General features: G+C 58.3%; 14 protein-coding genes. 8 read left to right on the plus strand and 6 right to left on the minus strand.

What is annotated here, in order from left to right; genetic code table 11:
• Positions 1 to 23: 23 nt before the first annotated feature.
• Positions 24 to 920 carry a site-specific tyrosine recombinase XerD gene (gene xerD / locus N5C09_RS17485; RefSeq protein WP_003863442.1) on the minus strand — a complete coding sequence of 299 codons (897 nt, stop codon included), beginning with the start codon at positions 918 to 920 and terminating at the stop codon, positions 24 to 26.
• Positions 921 to 1,021: 101 nt separating this feature from the next.
• Here xerD and fldB point away from each other — a divergent pair, with 101 nt between their 5' ends.
• The gene (fldB, locus tag N5C09_RS17490) at positions 1,022 to 1,543 is read left to right on the plus strand and encodes a flavodoxin FldB (RefSeq protein WP_279749540.1); all 522 of its coding nucleotides are present in this window, start codon (positions 1,022 to 1,024) and stop codon (positions 1,541 to 1,543) included.
• A gap of 1 nt (position 1,544) precedes the next feature.
• Here fldB and N5C09_RS17495 read toward each other — a convergent pair whose 3' ends face one another.
• Complete coding sequence (locus N5C09_RS17495) at positions 1,545 to 1,955, minus strand: protein YgfX (RefSeq protein ID WP_063451987.1); 411 nt, start codon at positions 1,953 to 1,955, stop codon at positions 1,545 to 1,547.
• Positions 1,936 to 2,202, minus strand: coding sequence for an FAD assembly factor SdhE (gene sdhE / locus N5C09_RS17500; protein WP_003863437.1), 267 nt, complete (start codon positions 2,200 to 2,202; stop codon positions 1,936 to 1,938). The genes N5C09_RS17495 and sdhE overlap by 20 nt, the downstream gene beginning before the upstream one ends.
• 293 nt (positions 2,203 to 2,495) lie before the next feature.
• Between sdhE and ygfZ the strand changes: the two genes are divergently transcribed.
• On the plus strand, positions 2,496 to 3,476 hold the full coding sequence (gene ygfZ / locus N5C09_RS17505; RefSeq protein WP_279749541.1) for a tRNA-modifying protein YgfZ: 981 nt from the start codon (positions 2,496 to 2,498) through the stop codon (positions 3,474 to 3,476).
• Positions 3,477 to 3,560: 84 nt separating this feature from the next.
• Here ygfZ and N5C09_RS17510 read toward each other — a convergent pair whose 3' ends face one another.
• Positions 3,561 to 4,220 carry a hemolysin III family protein gene (locus N5C09_RS17510; protein ID WP_047729440.1) on the minus strand — a complete coding sequence of 220 codons (660 nt, stop codon included), beginning with the start codon at positions 4,218 to 4,220 and terminating at the stop codon, positions 3,561 to 3,563.
• Positions 4,221 to 4,486: 266 nt separating this feature from the next.
• On the opposite strand from N5C09_RS17510, the gene N5C09_RS17515 reads away from it, so the two are divergent.
• From N5C09_RS17515 to N5C09_RS17540, 6 genes are all read left to right on the plus strand, one after another.
• Complete coding sequence (locus tag N5C09_RS17515; protein WP_193035105.1) at positions 4,487 to 5,218, plus strand: MurR/RpiR family transcriptional regulator; 732 nt, start codon at positions 4,487 to 4,489, stop codon at positions 5,216 to 5,218.
• A 116-nt stretch (positions 5,219 to 5,334) separates the two neighbouring features.
• The gene (gene bglA / locus N5C09_RS17520; protein WP_063867889.1) at positions 5,335 to 6,768 is read left to right on the plus strand and encodes a 6-phospho-beta-glucosidase BglA; all 1,434 of its coding nucleotides are present in this window, start codon (positions 5,335 to 5,337) and stop codon (positions 6,766 to 6,768) included.
• Between the two features lie 124 nt (positions 6,769 to 6,892).
• Positions 6,893 to 7,252, plus strand: a complete 360-nt coding sequence (locus N5C09_RS17525) for a hypothetical protein (protein ID WP_063451991.1) — start codon at positions 6,893 to 6,895, stop codon at positions 7,250 to 7,252.
• A gap of 48 nt (positions 7,253 to 7,300) precedes the next feature.
• Entirely contained in the window at positions 7,301 to 9,310 is a 2,010-nt protein-coding gene (locus N5C09_RS17530) for a protein-disulfide reductase DsbD domain-containing protein (RefSeq protein ID WP_279749543.1), read from the plus strand.
• Position 9,311: 1 nt separating this feature from the next.
• Positions 9,312 to 9,914: a DsbA family protein gene (locus N5C09_RS17535; RefSeq protein WP_279749544.1), complete on the plus strand. Its 603-nt coding sequence runs from the start codon at positions 9,312 to 9,314 to the stop codon at positions 9,912 to 9,914.
• Positions 9,904 to 10,404 (plus strand): protein disulfide oxidoreductase, encoded by a 501-nt coding sequence (locus N5C09_RS17540; RefSeq protein WP_236328721.1) that lies wholly within the window; start codon positions 9,904 to 9,906, stop codon positions 10,402 to 10,404. The genes N5C09_RS17535 and N5C09_RS17540 overlap by 11 nt, the downstream gene beginning before the upstream one ends.
• A gap of 2 nt (positions 10,405 to 10,406) precedes the next feature.
• On the opposite strand, the gene N5C09_RS17545 is transcribed toward N5C09_RS17540, so the two are convergent.
• The gene (locus N5C09_RS17545; protein WP_279749545.1) at positions 10,407 to 11,150 is read right to left on the minus strand and encodes an SDR family oxidoreductase; all 744 of its coding nucleotides are present in this window, start codon (positions 11,148 to 11,150) and stop codon (positions 10,407 to 10,409) included.
• A 68-nt stretch (positions 11,151 to 11,218) separates the two neighbouring features.
• A complete protein-coding gene (gene gcvP / locus N5C09_RS17550; RefSeq protein WP_279749546.1) occupies positions 11,219 to 14,092 on the minus strand; it encodes an aminomethyl-transferring glycine dehydrogenase in 2,874 nt (957 codons plus the stop codon).
• Between the last annotated feature and the right edge of the window lie 85 nt (positions 14,093 to 14,177).

Raw genomic sequence — 14,177 nt, forward strand, 5'->3', positions numbered from 1 at the left:
ATCCTGTAACAATTCGTCGGCACTCACGCGCGAGGGTGGTGCTGTTGGTGTAGCTGCCGCAGGCGTTCCGTCGCGACATGGGTGTAAATCTGCGTCGTTGAAAGATCGCTGTGTCCAAGCAACATCTGCACCACGCGTAAATCAGCGCCGTGGTTTAACAGATGCGTCGCGAAGGCGTGACGCAAAACGTGCGGCGACAGCTTTTCACTGTCAATACCCGCCAGTGTGGCGTAATGTTTAATGCGATGCCAGAACGTTTGTCGCGTCATCTGCTGCGCGCGCTGGCTCGGGAATAATACATCAATGGAAACGCCGTTCAGCAGCCACGGACGCCCGTGTTCCAGATACGTCTCCAGCCAGTAGACCGCCTCTTCACCCAGCGGCACCAGCCGTTCTTTGTTCCCTTTACCGATGACGCGCACCACGCCCTGACGCAGGCTGATATCGCTCATCGTCAGGCCAACCAGTTCGGAAACGCGCAGGCCCGTGGCATACAATAGTTCAAGCATGGCTTTATCGCGTAACTCCAGCGGAAGGTCAACTGCGGGCGACTGTAATAATCTCTCAACTTGTGCTTCGCTGAGATCTTTTGGCAGCCGCTGAGGCAGTTTAGGCGATGCCAGCAGTGCGCTGGGATCGTCCGCGCGGATCTTCTCGCGATAAAGGTGCTGGAACAGGCGGCGCATGGCGCTCAGCAGACGCGCGGAGCTGGTGGCTTTGTACCCCCCTTCCATCCGCTCGGCCAGTAACCCTTGCAGGTCATCGCTTTGCGCGCTTTCAAGCGTCAGCCCCCGGTGCGCCAGCCACTCCACCAGCAGGGTAAGATCCCGGCGGTAGGCGCTGAGCGTATTTTCAGCGAGGTTTTTTTCCAGCCACAGCGCGTCGAGAAACTGTTCGATGAGTGCGAGATCCTTTTCCACATCAGCCCCTTTGGTTCTGCAATCTGGCCATTATGCCTGATCGCCATCGGTTTCTGGTACACTACGCGCAAAGTCATAGCAAGAATTGAGATTGTTACGCGATGAATATTGGTCTGTTCTATGGTTCCAGCACCTGCTACACCGAAATGGCGGCAGAGAAAATTCGCGACATCATTGGCCCGGAACTGGTGACGTTGCATAACCTGAAAGATGACTTGGTCGCCTTGATGGAGCAGTACGATGTGCTGATCCTGGGCATCCCAACCTGGGATTTTGGTGAGATTCAGGAAGACTGGGAAGCCATCTGGGATCGGCTCGATACGGTCAATTTCGAGGGCAAAATCATTGCGATGTACGGCATGGGCGACCAGCTGGGCTACGGGGAGTGGTTCCTCGACGCGCTCGGCATGCTGCATGACAAACTGGCGCCAAAGGGCGCGACGTTTATCGGCTACTGGCCTACGGAAGGCTATGAGTTCACCAGCCCAAAACCCGTCATTGCCGACGGCCAGCTGTTTGTCGGGCTCGCGCTGGATGAAACCAACCAGTACGATCTCAGCGACGAGCGCCTCCAGACCTGGTGCGAGCAAATTCTGGGTGAGATGGCCGAGCAGTTTAGCTGATTTACTCCTGCGTCGGCTGTTGCACGATGAGCCGGCGCAGATCCCGCCACTCCGCGGCATCCATACTGTCTGCTGCCAGCCACAGGTGCTGGCGTCGATTGTCCTCAACCCGACGCAGCCGTAGCATCATCCCGGTGTTGAGCATCCACGGCGTCCCTATCATCTCCCACTCTTTTCCCTGCCAGCGCAGGCGAGAATCCATCAGCAGCTTAATTTCACCCTGACGGGCGTTGATTCGACGCTGGCTTCGCACGCTGTCAAACACCACAAACGACAGCAAAAGCAACCACAGAGGGGTGTAGCTAAGCGGCCACGGCACCAGTAACACCAATGCCGCGACCAGTCCGTGGAGCAGTAACGACATCCACTGTGAGCGCCACGAGACGCGAAGATCAGATTGCCACAGGACCACGTTCCTGATTCCGTGTTTGAATTAATTGCACCATCCGTTGCAACTCGGTGTCGGCGGGCTTGCCGTGATTCATCAGCCAGTTGAATAAATCCGGATCGTCAGACTCAAGCAGGCGGACAAACAGACGCTTATCGTCATCGCTTAAGCTGTCGTACTCATACTCAAAGAAAGGCATGATGGAGATATCAAGTTCACGCATGCCGCGACGGCACGCCCAGTGAATACGGGCCTTGTTGTTAATATCCATGTTCTGTTTCCTGCATTACGTTTGGCACAGTCGGTATCCCGTTCGGTATTCATTATTGCTTTCCGGGACACCTGGTAGTGTAACGTGTTTTTGACCGTTTCTTTACTGGAATATTGCGAACTACGAGCAGGCTTCCAGAATAATCCCTATTAAGACAGTGGATTACACTATTTTGCGTAGCGCTACGCATAACCAGGTAATGGCACGAATGGCCTGCTGAAAGCGCTTGCAATGAATACAGTCTCTTTTACCATTAGGTATTATCAAAGCGTTAAGCAATTCAGGACATCACTATGGCACTTACACCATTTTCTCCTCGCCAGCCCGCCGCCTCTGCGCGTCTGCCGCTGACGCTGATTACTCTTGATGACTGGGCACTGGCGACACTGACCGGTGCGGACAGCGAAAAATACCTGCAAGGCCAGGTCACAGCGGACGTGGCGCAGTTGACTGAACACCAGCATCTGCTGGTCGCCCATTGCGATCCAAAAGGCAAAATGTGGAGCAACCTGCGTCTGTTCCGCCGTCAGGACGGGTTCGCCTTCATTGAGCGCCGCAGCCTGCGTGACGCCCAGCTCAAAGAGCTGAAAAAATATGCAGTCTTTTCTAAAGTCACTATCGCCCCGGACGATGAACACGTCCTGCTGGGGGTCGCGGGTTTCCAGGCACGTGCAGCGCTGAAAAACCTGTTTGCCGAGCTACCGGATGCCGAAAAACAGGTGGTCAGCGAGGGAGCGACCTCCATTCTGTGGTTCGAGCACCCGGCGGAGCGCTTCCTGCTGGTAACAGACGTGGCAACGGCGGAACGCGTCACCGACGCGCTTCGCGGTGAAGCGCAGCTCAACAACAGCCAGCAGTGGCTGGCGCTGAACATCGAAGCGGGCCTGCCGGTGATTGACGCGGCAAACAGCGCGCAGTTTATCCCGCAGGCGACCAACATCCAGGCGCTGGGCGGTATCAGCTTTAAGAAAGGCTGCTATACCGGTCAGGAGATGGTAGCGCGGGCGAAATTCCGCGGCGCGAACAAACGTGCCCTGTGGACGCTGGCGGGCCACGCCAGCCGCGTGCCGGAAGCGGGTGAAGATCTCGAGATGAAGATGGGTGAAAACTGGCGTCGTACCGGCACCGTGTTAGCCGCCGTACAGCTCGATGATGGCCGCCTGCTGGTGCAGGTTGTCATGAATAATGATATGGAGCCCGACAGCGTATTCCGCGTGCGGGATGATGCGAACACGCTCAGCATTGAGCCGCTGCCGTATTCACTGGAAGAGTGAGGCAATAGCGCCCGGTGGCGCTCCGCTTACCGGGCCTACAGATCCCGTAGGTCGGGTAAGGCGAAGCCGCCACCCGACAACAAACTACACCTGCCCCACATACAAATAAATCGCCAGGAAGTGGCACACGCTGCCGCCCAGCACAAAGCCGTGCCAGATCGCATGGTTGTACGGGATGCGCTTACAAACGTAGAAAATCACGCCCAGCGAGTAAACCACCCCGCCCACCGCCAGCAGCGTCACGCCCCCTACCGCAAGCTTAATGGCTAACTGATACACCACAATCAGCGAAAGCCAGCCCATTGTCAGATAGGTGACCAGCGACAGCACTTTGAACCGGTGCGCGATGGTCAGCTTAAACAGGATCCCCAGCAGCGCCAGGCTCCAGATCACAATCATCAGGCCACGCGACAGCGGTGAGTTGAGCCCCACCAGCAAAAACGGCGTGTAGGTGCCTGCAATAAGAAGATAGATAGCGCAGTGGTCAAATTTCTTGAGCCATATCTTCGCCCGCTGGTGCGGAATAGCGTGATACAGCGTTGAGGCCAGAAATAGCAGGATCATACTCCCGCCATAGAGGCTGTAGCTGGTGATGGCCATCGCGCTGGCGTTGGAATCCACCGCCTGCACCAGCAGCAATACTAAACCGACAATCCCAAACACCAGGCCAATGCCATGGCTTATACTGTTGGCTACTTCCTCAGCCAGTGAATATCCCTGTGCGATTAATGGTCTGCTCACCATACTTAACTCCGGGAAAACAAAAGATGATTATTCATCGCCAGTCTATGCTAACTGAGAATGATTCCAGTGAACACCTGTTAGCTAAAATAAATCCACAATAAAGATTTATCCTTATAATTCAATGCAATGAAAAAACAATCCGCCGTACAGATGTAAATGATTTCATTAACGCCTGAGTAATCAATGAGATAAAACCGTCTCCCGCCGCCGGGCGGCATGGTATGATTCAGGAATAGTGTCCGACAGCGAGTTTAGCCATTGTGAGTATGTTCACCCATTCCGCCATTGCCAGCCTCAACAATCTGGAAATGATGGTCTACAACTATGTCATTAAGAACCGTGACAAAGTGATGTATATGACCATCCGCGAGCTGGCGGATGCGGCGGGCGTTTCCACTACCACCATCCTGCGCTTTTGCCGCAAGCTCAACTGCGATGGCTACTCTGAGTTCCGCGTGCGCTTTAAGCTCTACCTGGAGCAGAACGAGCCGCAGCAGGCAAATTTTGGCGCCAGCGAAATTATCAGCTTCTTTAAAAGCGTAAATAACGAAGAGTTCGATACGTTATTAAATGAGGCCGTCGATATTATTTTATCGTCCGAGCGCATTATTTTCGTCGGCGCAGGCACCTCCGGATCGCTGGCAAAATATGGCGCACGTTTCTTTTCAAATATCGGCAAATTCAGCAACCATATTGACGATCCCTATTTCCCGGTCACGAACGATATGGCTAAAAATGCGCTGGCTATTGTGCTCTCCGTCTCCGGCGAAACCGAAGAGATCTTACGCTTTGCCAGCCAGTTCAGCCTGCACCGCTGCAAGGTGCTCTCTATCACCAGCCATGAACACTCTCGTCTCGCGAAGCTGGCAGACTTCAATCTCTCCTGGCACGTTCCGCAAACGCGAATCGGCGGCGTTTACGATATCACCACCCAAATTCCTGTGATCTATATTCTGGAATCATTAGGTCGCAAGCTGGCGAAGAAATTAACAGAATAAAACACCCTGTTTTTTTGATGTGACAAATTACAATTTCCGCAAATTGTTATATCGTGACATTTAATTCCGCTTTGCTAGACTCGAAATCAATAAGTCCTGAATTGAGAATAGCAAAGATGAAAAAACTCACCTTACCGAAAGATTTTTTATGGGGCGGCGCGGTGGCGGCGCACCAGGTTGAAGGCGGCTGGAACAAAGGCGGCAAAGGCCCCAGCATCTGCGACGTCCTCACCGGCGGCGCCCACGGCGTTCCGCGTGAAATCACTCAGGAAGTGATTGAAGGCAAATATTACCCGAACCACGAGGCCGTCGACTTCTACGGCCATTACAAAGAAGACATCAAGCTGTTTGCCGAGATGGGCTTCAAATGCTTCCGTACCTCCATCGCCTGGACGCGCATCTTCCCGAAAGGGGATGAAGCTCAGCCAAACGAAGAGGGGCTGAAGTTCTATGACGACATGTTCGACGAGCTGCTGAAGTACAACATCGAGCCGGTGATCACCCTCTCCCACTTTGAAATGCCGCTGCACCTCGTTCAGGAATACGGCGGCTGGACCAACCGTAAAGTGGTGGATTTCTTCGTGCGCTTCTCGGAAGTGGTGTTTGAGCGCTACAAAAATAAGGTCAAATACTGGATGACCTTCAACGAAATCAACAACCAGCGCAACTGGCGCGCGCCGCTGTTCGGCTACTGCTGCTCCGGCGTGGTGTATACCGAGCACGATAACCCCGAAGAGACCATGTACCAGGTGCTGCACCACCAGTTCGTGGCCAGCGCGCTGGCGGTGAAGGCCGCGCGCCGCATCAACCCGGAGATGAAGGTCGGCTGCATGCTGGCGATGGTGGCGCTCTATCCTTACTCCTGTAAGCCAGAAGATGTGATGTTCGCCCAGGAATCCATGCGCGAGCGCTACGTCTTTACCGACGTTCAGCTGCGCGGCTACTACCCGTCTTACGTGCTGAACGAGTGGGAGCGCCGTGGCTTCTCCATCAAAATGGAAGCGGGCGACGAGCAAATCCTGCGTGAAGGCACCTGCGACTACTTAGGTTTCAGCTACTACATGACCAACGCGGTCAAAGCGGAAGGCGGCACCGGCGACGCCATTTCCGGCTTCGAGGGCAGCGTGCCGAACCCGCACGTGAAGGCGTCCGACTGGGGCTGGCAGATTGATCCTGTGGGCCTGCGCTATTCGCTGTGCGAGCTGTACGAGCGCTACCAGAAGCCGCTGTTTATCGTGGAAAATGGTTTCGGTGCCTACGACAAAGTGGAAGCGGACGGCAGCATCAACGATGACTACCGCATCGACTACCTGCGCGCCCACGTGGAAGAGATGATGAAGGCCGTGACCTGGGACGGTGTGGATCTGATGGGCTACACCCCGTGGGGCTGCATCGACTGCGTCTCCTTCACCACCGGCCAGTACAGCAAGCGCTACGGCTTTATCTACGTTAACAAGCACGACGACGGCACAGGCGACATGTCCCGCTCACGCAAAAAGAGCTTCGAGTGGTATAAAACCGTCATTGCCAGCAACGGCGAAACGCTGTAATCGCTCGCCCTCTCAGCAACCGGAGAGGGCAAACCGCTTATCTTCCAGACACTTCTTTACAGCATTTGCGTTGCCAAAAGATGTTCGCCCGATAATATAGGCGTCCTGAATATTAGAGGCGAACATGATTAAGCGACAACGCAACGCTATCCTGCTTGTAGCCCTGGCCTGCCTGGTGGTGCTGATATGCACCGCCCAGCGGATGGCCGGGATGCACGCGCTTGTCATGAACGTCACCGCCGTAAGCCAGTCTGTCCAGCAGGGGCAGGAAAGTTCCGACGCACCGGTCACCCCGTGTGAGCTTAGCGCCAAATCGCTGATGTCGGTCCCGCCGGTGTTGTTTGAAGGCGCCCTGTTTGCCGTTACCCTGCTGCTGGCGTTACTGGCAGCCATTCCGCCGCGCCGCGAGCGGCAGTGGCCTCCCCGCGTTATCTCCCCGCCCCGGTTACGGGTGCATCTGCGATTATGCGTCTTCCGTGAATGAGTCTTCGCCTGTCACTTCAGGTTAATTTATCATTTACGGAGAAAATTTATGTTTACTGTATTCAGGCGACTGCTGGTCTGCCTGCTTTGGCTATGGCTGCCCCTCAGCCAGGCTGCCGACAGCGGCTGGCTGCGCGCCGCCGATAATCAGCACGCCAGCGTCAGGCTGCGTGCGCAACCCGAAAGCACTGGCGAAACCCGCCTGCTGCTGGACGTCGCCCTGCAAAAAGGGTGGAAAACCTACTGGCGTTCGCCGGGCGAAGGCGGCGTCGCACCCGCCATTACCTGGCATCAACCCGTTGAGGCGATCTGGCGCTGGCCTACGCCGCAGCGTTTCGACGTCGCGGGCATCACCACGCAGGGCTATCACGGCGATGTGAGCTTTCCCATCACCCTGCGGGGCGACGTCCCGAAGATCCTGAGCGGCGTGCTGACGCTCTCCACCTGTAGCAACGTCTGTATTCTTACTGACTACCCGTTCTCGCTGAACATGACCGCATCCGCAGGCGCCGGTTTTGATTACGATTTCAGTCGGGCCATGGGCACCCTTCCGCTCAGCGGCGGGTTGACCTCAACGCTGAACGCCACCTACGCCCCCGGCAAGCTGACCGTAACGGCGCAGCGTGAGGCTGGCTGGCAGGCGCCGTCGCTGTTTATCGACGGCATGGACGACGTGGATTTCGGCAAGCCGACCCTCGCCGTGCGCGGTGATTCGCTGGTGGCCACCGTGCCCGTGACGGACAGCTGGGGCGAGGCCGCGCCCAGCCTCAGCGGGAAAACCCTGTCGCTGGTGCTCGCCGACAGCGGCCAGGCGCAGGAGTCCCGCGTGGAGATCCAGCCGGGCAGCGCCGCCCCCGCGTTCTCGTTAGGCTGGGTGCTGCTGATGGCGCTGGCTGGTGGTCTGATCCTCAACGTTATGCCCTGCGTGCTGCCGGTGCTGGCCATGAAGCTGGGCACGCTGATGCAAACCGAACGGCAGGCGCGCGGTCAGGTGCGCAGGCAGTTTCTTGCTTCGGTGTCCGGGATCGTGATGTCGTTCCTCGCGCTGGCGCTGATGATGACGGTTTTACGCTTAGGCAATCAGGCGCTTGGCTGGGGGATCCAGTTCCAGAATCCGTGGTTTATTGGCGCGATGGCGCTGGTGATGGTGCTTTTCAGCGCCAGCCTGCTGGGGCTGTTTGAAATCCGCCTCCCTTCCGGGGCCAGCACGTTCCTCGCCACGCGCGGAGGAAACGGTCTGGCAGGCCATTTCTGGCAGGGCGCGTTTGCGACGCTGCTGGCAACGCCCTGCACCGCGCCGTTCCTGGGCACAGCGGTATCGGTCGCGCTGGCGTCGCCGCTTCCTCTGCTGTGGGGGATCTTCCTGGCAATGGGCATCGGCATGAGCCTGCCGTGGCTGCTGGTGGCGGCCTGGCCGGGGCTGGCACAGCGGTTGCCGCGCCCGGGACGCTGGATGAACGTCGTGCGCGTCGTGCTGGGGATGATGATGCTTGGCTCATCGCTGTGGCTGCTGAGCCTGCTGACGGTGCATATCGGCATCCTGCCCGTTATCACGCTGGGTGTGCTCCTCATCCTTGCGCTGCTGCTGGTCACCGCCTGGCGCTATCGCTGGCAAACGGCCCTGCGCGCCGGAGCGTTTGCCATCGTCGTGGCCGGGGCGGTTGCGTTTGTTTCCGGCTCCGGCAGCGAGGGGGCCCGGCGCGATCGCATTCACTGGCAGCCGCTCAGCGAGCAGGCCATCACCCAGGCGCTGGCAGAGAACAAACGGGTGTTCGTCGACGTGACCGCCGACTGGTGCGTGACCTGTAAAGCCAATAAATACAACGTGCTGCTGCGCGACGACGTGCAGGATGCGCTCTCCGCCCCGGACGTTGTTGCCCTGCGCGGTGACTGGAGCCGCCCCTCCGATACCATCAGCCAGTTCTTAACCACGCGCGGCAGCGCCGCCGTACCGTTTAACCAGATTTACGGACCAGGGTTACCGCAGGGCCACGTGCTGCCCCCGCTGTTAAGCCGTGAAGCGGTGCTGAGCACCCTGTCCGATGCGAAAGGAAAATAATATGCGCACGTTTATCGCCTTACTGCTGCTCTCTTTATCGGCGTTCAGTTTTGCCGCGCCGACAGAGGACGCTTCCGATGACCAGCTGGCGGCGCTGCTGTTCAACGATCCGGCCAGCCCGCGCACCGGCGCGACGTCGCCGAAGCTCACCATCGTCTCCTTCACGGACTACAACTGCCCTTACTGCAAGCAGTTCGACCCGATGCTGGAGAAAATCGTACGTGATAATCCCGACGTGCAGCTCATCGTTAAACTGCTGCCGTTTAAGGGGCAAAGCTCGGTGAATGCCGCTAAGGCGGCGCTCTCGACGTGGCAGCAGGCGCCGGACAAATTCTGGGCGCTCCACCAGCGGCTGATGATGAAAAAAGGCTATCACGATGACGCCAGCATCGCCGCCGCGCGGGTCAAAACCGGAACGGACGGCATTAAAACGGATGATAAAACCATGGACAGCCTAAAGATGAACCTGATCCTGGCGCAGGTGCTGAATATTCAGGGTACGCCGGCAACCATCATCGGTGACCAGATGGTGGCGGGCGCCATTCCTTATGACGATCTGGAGGGGCTGGTCAAAGAACAGCTGGCAAACGCCCGTGGCAGGTAAGCTTCCGCGCCTGCTGCGCGAGCTGGCCGTGTGGCTGCTGATTGGCGTAGCCGTGAGCCTGGCGGTGGACTATTTCCGCCAGCCCGCGCTGCCGCAGAACTTCGCATCCACCACGCTGCAAACCCTCGACGGCGAGACCGTCGATCTTATCGCCATGAGTGAGGAGCGTCCGCTGCTGGTTTACGTCTGGGCGACGTGGTGCGGCGTCTGTCGCTACACCACGCCGTCGGTAGCGGCGCTGGCCGCGGACGGGGGTAACGTGATGTCGGTTGCGCTGCGCTCAGGTGATAACGCGACGCTCGAAACATGGATGAGGAAGAAGAAGGCTGCGATGCCCACGGTCAACGACGCCAGCGGAGAGCTGGCGCGTCAGTGGGACGTTCAGGTGACGCCCACGCTGGTGGTGATCTCTCACGGTGAAGTGACGTCGATCACCACCGGCTGGACCAGCAGCTGGGGGATGCGCCTGCGGCTGTGGCTGGCGTCGTAGCGCTACCTCCCGCCGGCCAGCTCCAGGAAGCTGCCGGTGACATAGGAGGCCTTGTCGCTCAGCAGCCAGGCAATGGCCTGGGCGACCTCCTCCGGCTGTCCGCCACGCTGCATGGGTAACAGAGACTTCACCCGATCCACACGCCCCGGCTCGCCGCCGGAGGCGTGAATATCGGTATAAATCAGGCCAGGCCGCACGCAGTTCACGCGAATGCCCTGCGCCGCGACCTCCAGCGCGAGGCCGGTCGTCAGGGAATCCACCGCCCCTTTGGAGGCGGCATAATCCACATATTCCCCGGGCGCGCCCAGGCGTGACGCCGCCGAAGAGACGTTCACAATTGCGCCGCCCTTGCCGCCGTGTTTATGCGACATGCGCTTTACCGCCTCACGGCAGCAGAGAAAATAGCCGGTGACGTTGGTGGCCAGCACGCGGTTAATACGCTCAGCGGAGAGGTTTTCGAGGGTGGATTGTTCAAACAGAATTCCGGCGTTGTTCACCAGCGCGGCGAGCGGCTCACCTTCGCGATCGATGCTGTCGAACATCGCCATCACCTGCGCTTCATCGCTGATATCCGCACGCACGGCAAAGGCCTGACCGCCCGCGTCCACGATCTGATTAATAACGTCCGTCGCAGCGGTGATGTTGTGATGAAAATTCACCGCTACGGTGTAGCCTTCGCTTGCCAGCTGTAGCGCGGTGGCTTTACCAATGCCGCGGCTGGCGCCGGTGACCAGTGCAATTGCCATTCACAACCTCCAGATAAAAAAAAGCCGGGTGGCGCTTACGCTTACCCGGCCTACAGTATGGCAAAAAATTACTGGTATTCGCTCATCGGTACGCAGGAGCAGAACAGGTTACGGTCGCCGTAGACGTCATCAAGACGCTTCACGGTCGGCCAGTATTTATTTGCCACGCCCGCCGGGAAGACGGCCAGCTCGCGGGTGTAACCGTGATTCCACTCTGCCACCAGTTCGTTCTGGGTATGCGGCGCGTTAACCAGCGGGTTATCTTCCAGCGTCCACTCACCGCCCTTCACGCGGTCGATTTCGCTACGAATGGCCAGCATCGCGTCGATAAAGCGGTCCAGCTCCACCTTGCTTTCAGACTCGGTCGGCTCAACCATCAGCGTACCCGCCACCGGGAAGGACATGGTTGGTGCGTGGAAACCGTAGTCGATCAGGCGTTTGGCAATATCCAGCTCGCTGATGCCCGTCTCTTCCTTCAGAGGACGAATATCGAGGATGCATTCGTGCGCCACGCGACCGTCGCGGCCGGTGTAGAGCACCGGATAGGCATCCTTCAGGCGCGTTGCGATGTAGTTGGCGTTCAGGATCGCCACCTGGCTGGCCTGCTTCAACCCTTCCGCGCCCATCATGCGGATGTACATCCAGCTGATAGGCAGGATAGAGGCACTGCCGAACGGGGCCGCAGAGACCGCGCCCTGACGGGTTAGCATGCCTTCAATCTGCACCACGCTGTGCCCCGGCACAAACGGCGCCAGGTGCGCTTTGACGCCAATTGGCCCCATGCCTGGGCCGCCGCCGCCGTGTGGAATGCAGAACGTTTTGTGCAGGTTCAGGTGCGACACGTCCGCGCCAATGAAGCCCGGAGAGGTGATGCCCACCTGGGCGTTCATGTTCGCGCCGTCGAGGTAAACCTGACCGCCGAACTGATGCACCACTTCACACACTTCACGGATGGTCTCTTCGTACACGCCGTGGGTAGACGGGTAGGTCACCATGATGCACGAAAGTTTGTCGCCCGCCTGCCCGGCTTTCGCGCGCAGGTCGGCCAAATCGATGTTGCCGTTTTTGTCGCACGCCACGACCACCACTTCCATGCCCGCCATCTGTGCTGAGGCCGGGTTGGTGCCGTGGGCAGAGCTTGGGATAAGGCAGATATCACGGTGGCCTTCATTGCGGCTTTCGTGATAGTGACGGATCGCCAGCAGACCGGCGTATTCACCCTGCGCGCCAGAGTTCGGCTGCATGCAGAGCGCGTCGTACCCGGTCAGCTTCACCAGCCAGTCGGAAAGCTGGTTGATCATCATGTGATAACCTTCCGCCTGCTCAGCCGGGCAGAACGGGTGCAGCTCGGAGAACTCAGGCCAGGTAATCGGGATCATCTCTGCCGCAGCGTTCAGCTTCATGGTGCAGGAGCCCAGCGGGATCATCGCCTGGTTCAGCGCCAGATCCTTGCGCTCCAGAGAGTGCATGTAGCGCATCATCTCGGTTTCGCTGTGGTAGCGGTTGAACACCGGGTGAGTCAGGATCGCGTCATTGCGCAGCATGCTTTCCTGAATGGAGCGGCTGTCGAGCGCGACCTCTTTGTCGAGCGTATCAACGTGAAGACCGTGTGCGTCGCCCAGCAGCACGTCAAACAGCGTTGCGATATCGTCACGCGTCGTCGATTCATCCAGGGTGATCCCTACCGCGTGATGAATGTCGCTGCGCAGGTTGATTTGCGCGGCCTCGGCGCGCGCCAGCACGGCGGCCTTGTCTGCCACGTCGACGCACAGGGTGTCGAAATAGTGCTCATGACGCAGCCTGAGGCCTTTCTGTTGCAGGCCGCAGGCCAGAATGTCGGCCAGACGGTGGATGCGGCTGGCAATACGTTTCAGCCCAGCCGGACCATGGAACACCGCGTACAGGCTGGCAATGTTTGCCAGCAGCACCTGAGAGGTACAGATGTTGGAGTTCGCTTTCTCGCGGCGGATATGCTGCTCGCGGGTCTGCATCGCCATACGCAGCGCGGTGTTACCGGCGGCATCTTTCGATACGCCGATAATACGGCCCGGCATGGAGCGTTTAAATTCATCTTTTGCGCCAAAGAATGCAGCGTGCGGGCCGCCGTAGCCCATCGGCACGCCGAAGCGTTGCGCTGAGCCAAAGACAATGTCCGCGCCCTGTTTGCCCGGTGCGGTCAGCAGCACTAGCGCCATAAAATCAGCGGCGACGCTCACAATCACCTTACGGGATTTGAGCTCAGCGATCAGCGCGCTGTAATCATGCACTTCCCCGGTGGTGCCCACCTGCTGTAACAGCACGCCGAAGACGTCCTGGTGATCCAGCACTTTGTCAGCGTCGTCGACAATCACCTCAAAGCCGAAGGTTTCTGCACGGGTGCGCACCACGTCCAGCGTCTGGGGATGCACGTCTGCCGCTACGAAGAAGCGGTTGGCGTTTTTCAGCTTGCTCACGCGCTTCGCCATCGCCATCGCTTCGGCGGCGGCGGTGGCTTCATCCAGCAGAGAGGCGGAAGCGATATCCATGCCGGTCAGATCCAGGGTCACCTGCTGGAAGTTCAGCAGCGCTTCCAGACGGCCCTGAGAGACTTCTGGCTGATAGGGGGTATAAGCGGTGTACCAGCCCGGGTTTTCCAGCATGTTGCGCAGGATAACCGGCGGTAACTGCACGTTGGTGTAGCCCATGCCGATGTAAGACTTATAGCGCTTGTTGAGGCCGGCGATAGCCTTCAGCTCCGCCAGCGCGGCGAACTCCGTTGTGGACTCGCCAACCTGCGGCGGCGTGGCAAGCTGGATGTCTTTTGGCACGATCTGGCCGATCAGTGCGTTTAATGAATCCGCGCCAACTGTCTTCAGCATCTCCTGCTGTTGCTGAGCATCCGGCCCAATGTGACGTTCAATGAAGGCGCCACGGTTTTCAAGCTGGCTTAAAGTCTGTGTCATGAGCGATGGTTCCTGAAACGTGCAGTGAATCGTAGTTATCTGTAACGCTGTTGCCCGGTGGCGCTAACGCTTGCCGGGCCTACGC

The organism is Enterobacter sp. GD03975, from assembly GCF_029838645.1.
GTDB classification, from domain to species: Bacteria; Pseudomonadota; Gammaproteobacteria; order Enterobacterales; family Enterobacteriaceae; genus Enterobacter; species Enterobacter quasihormaechei.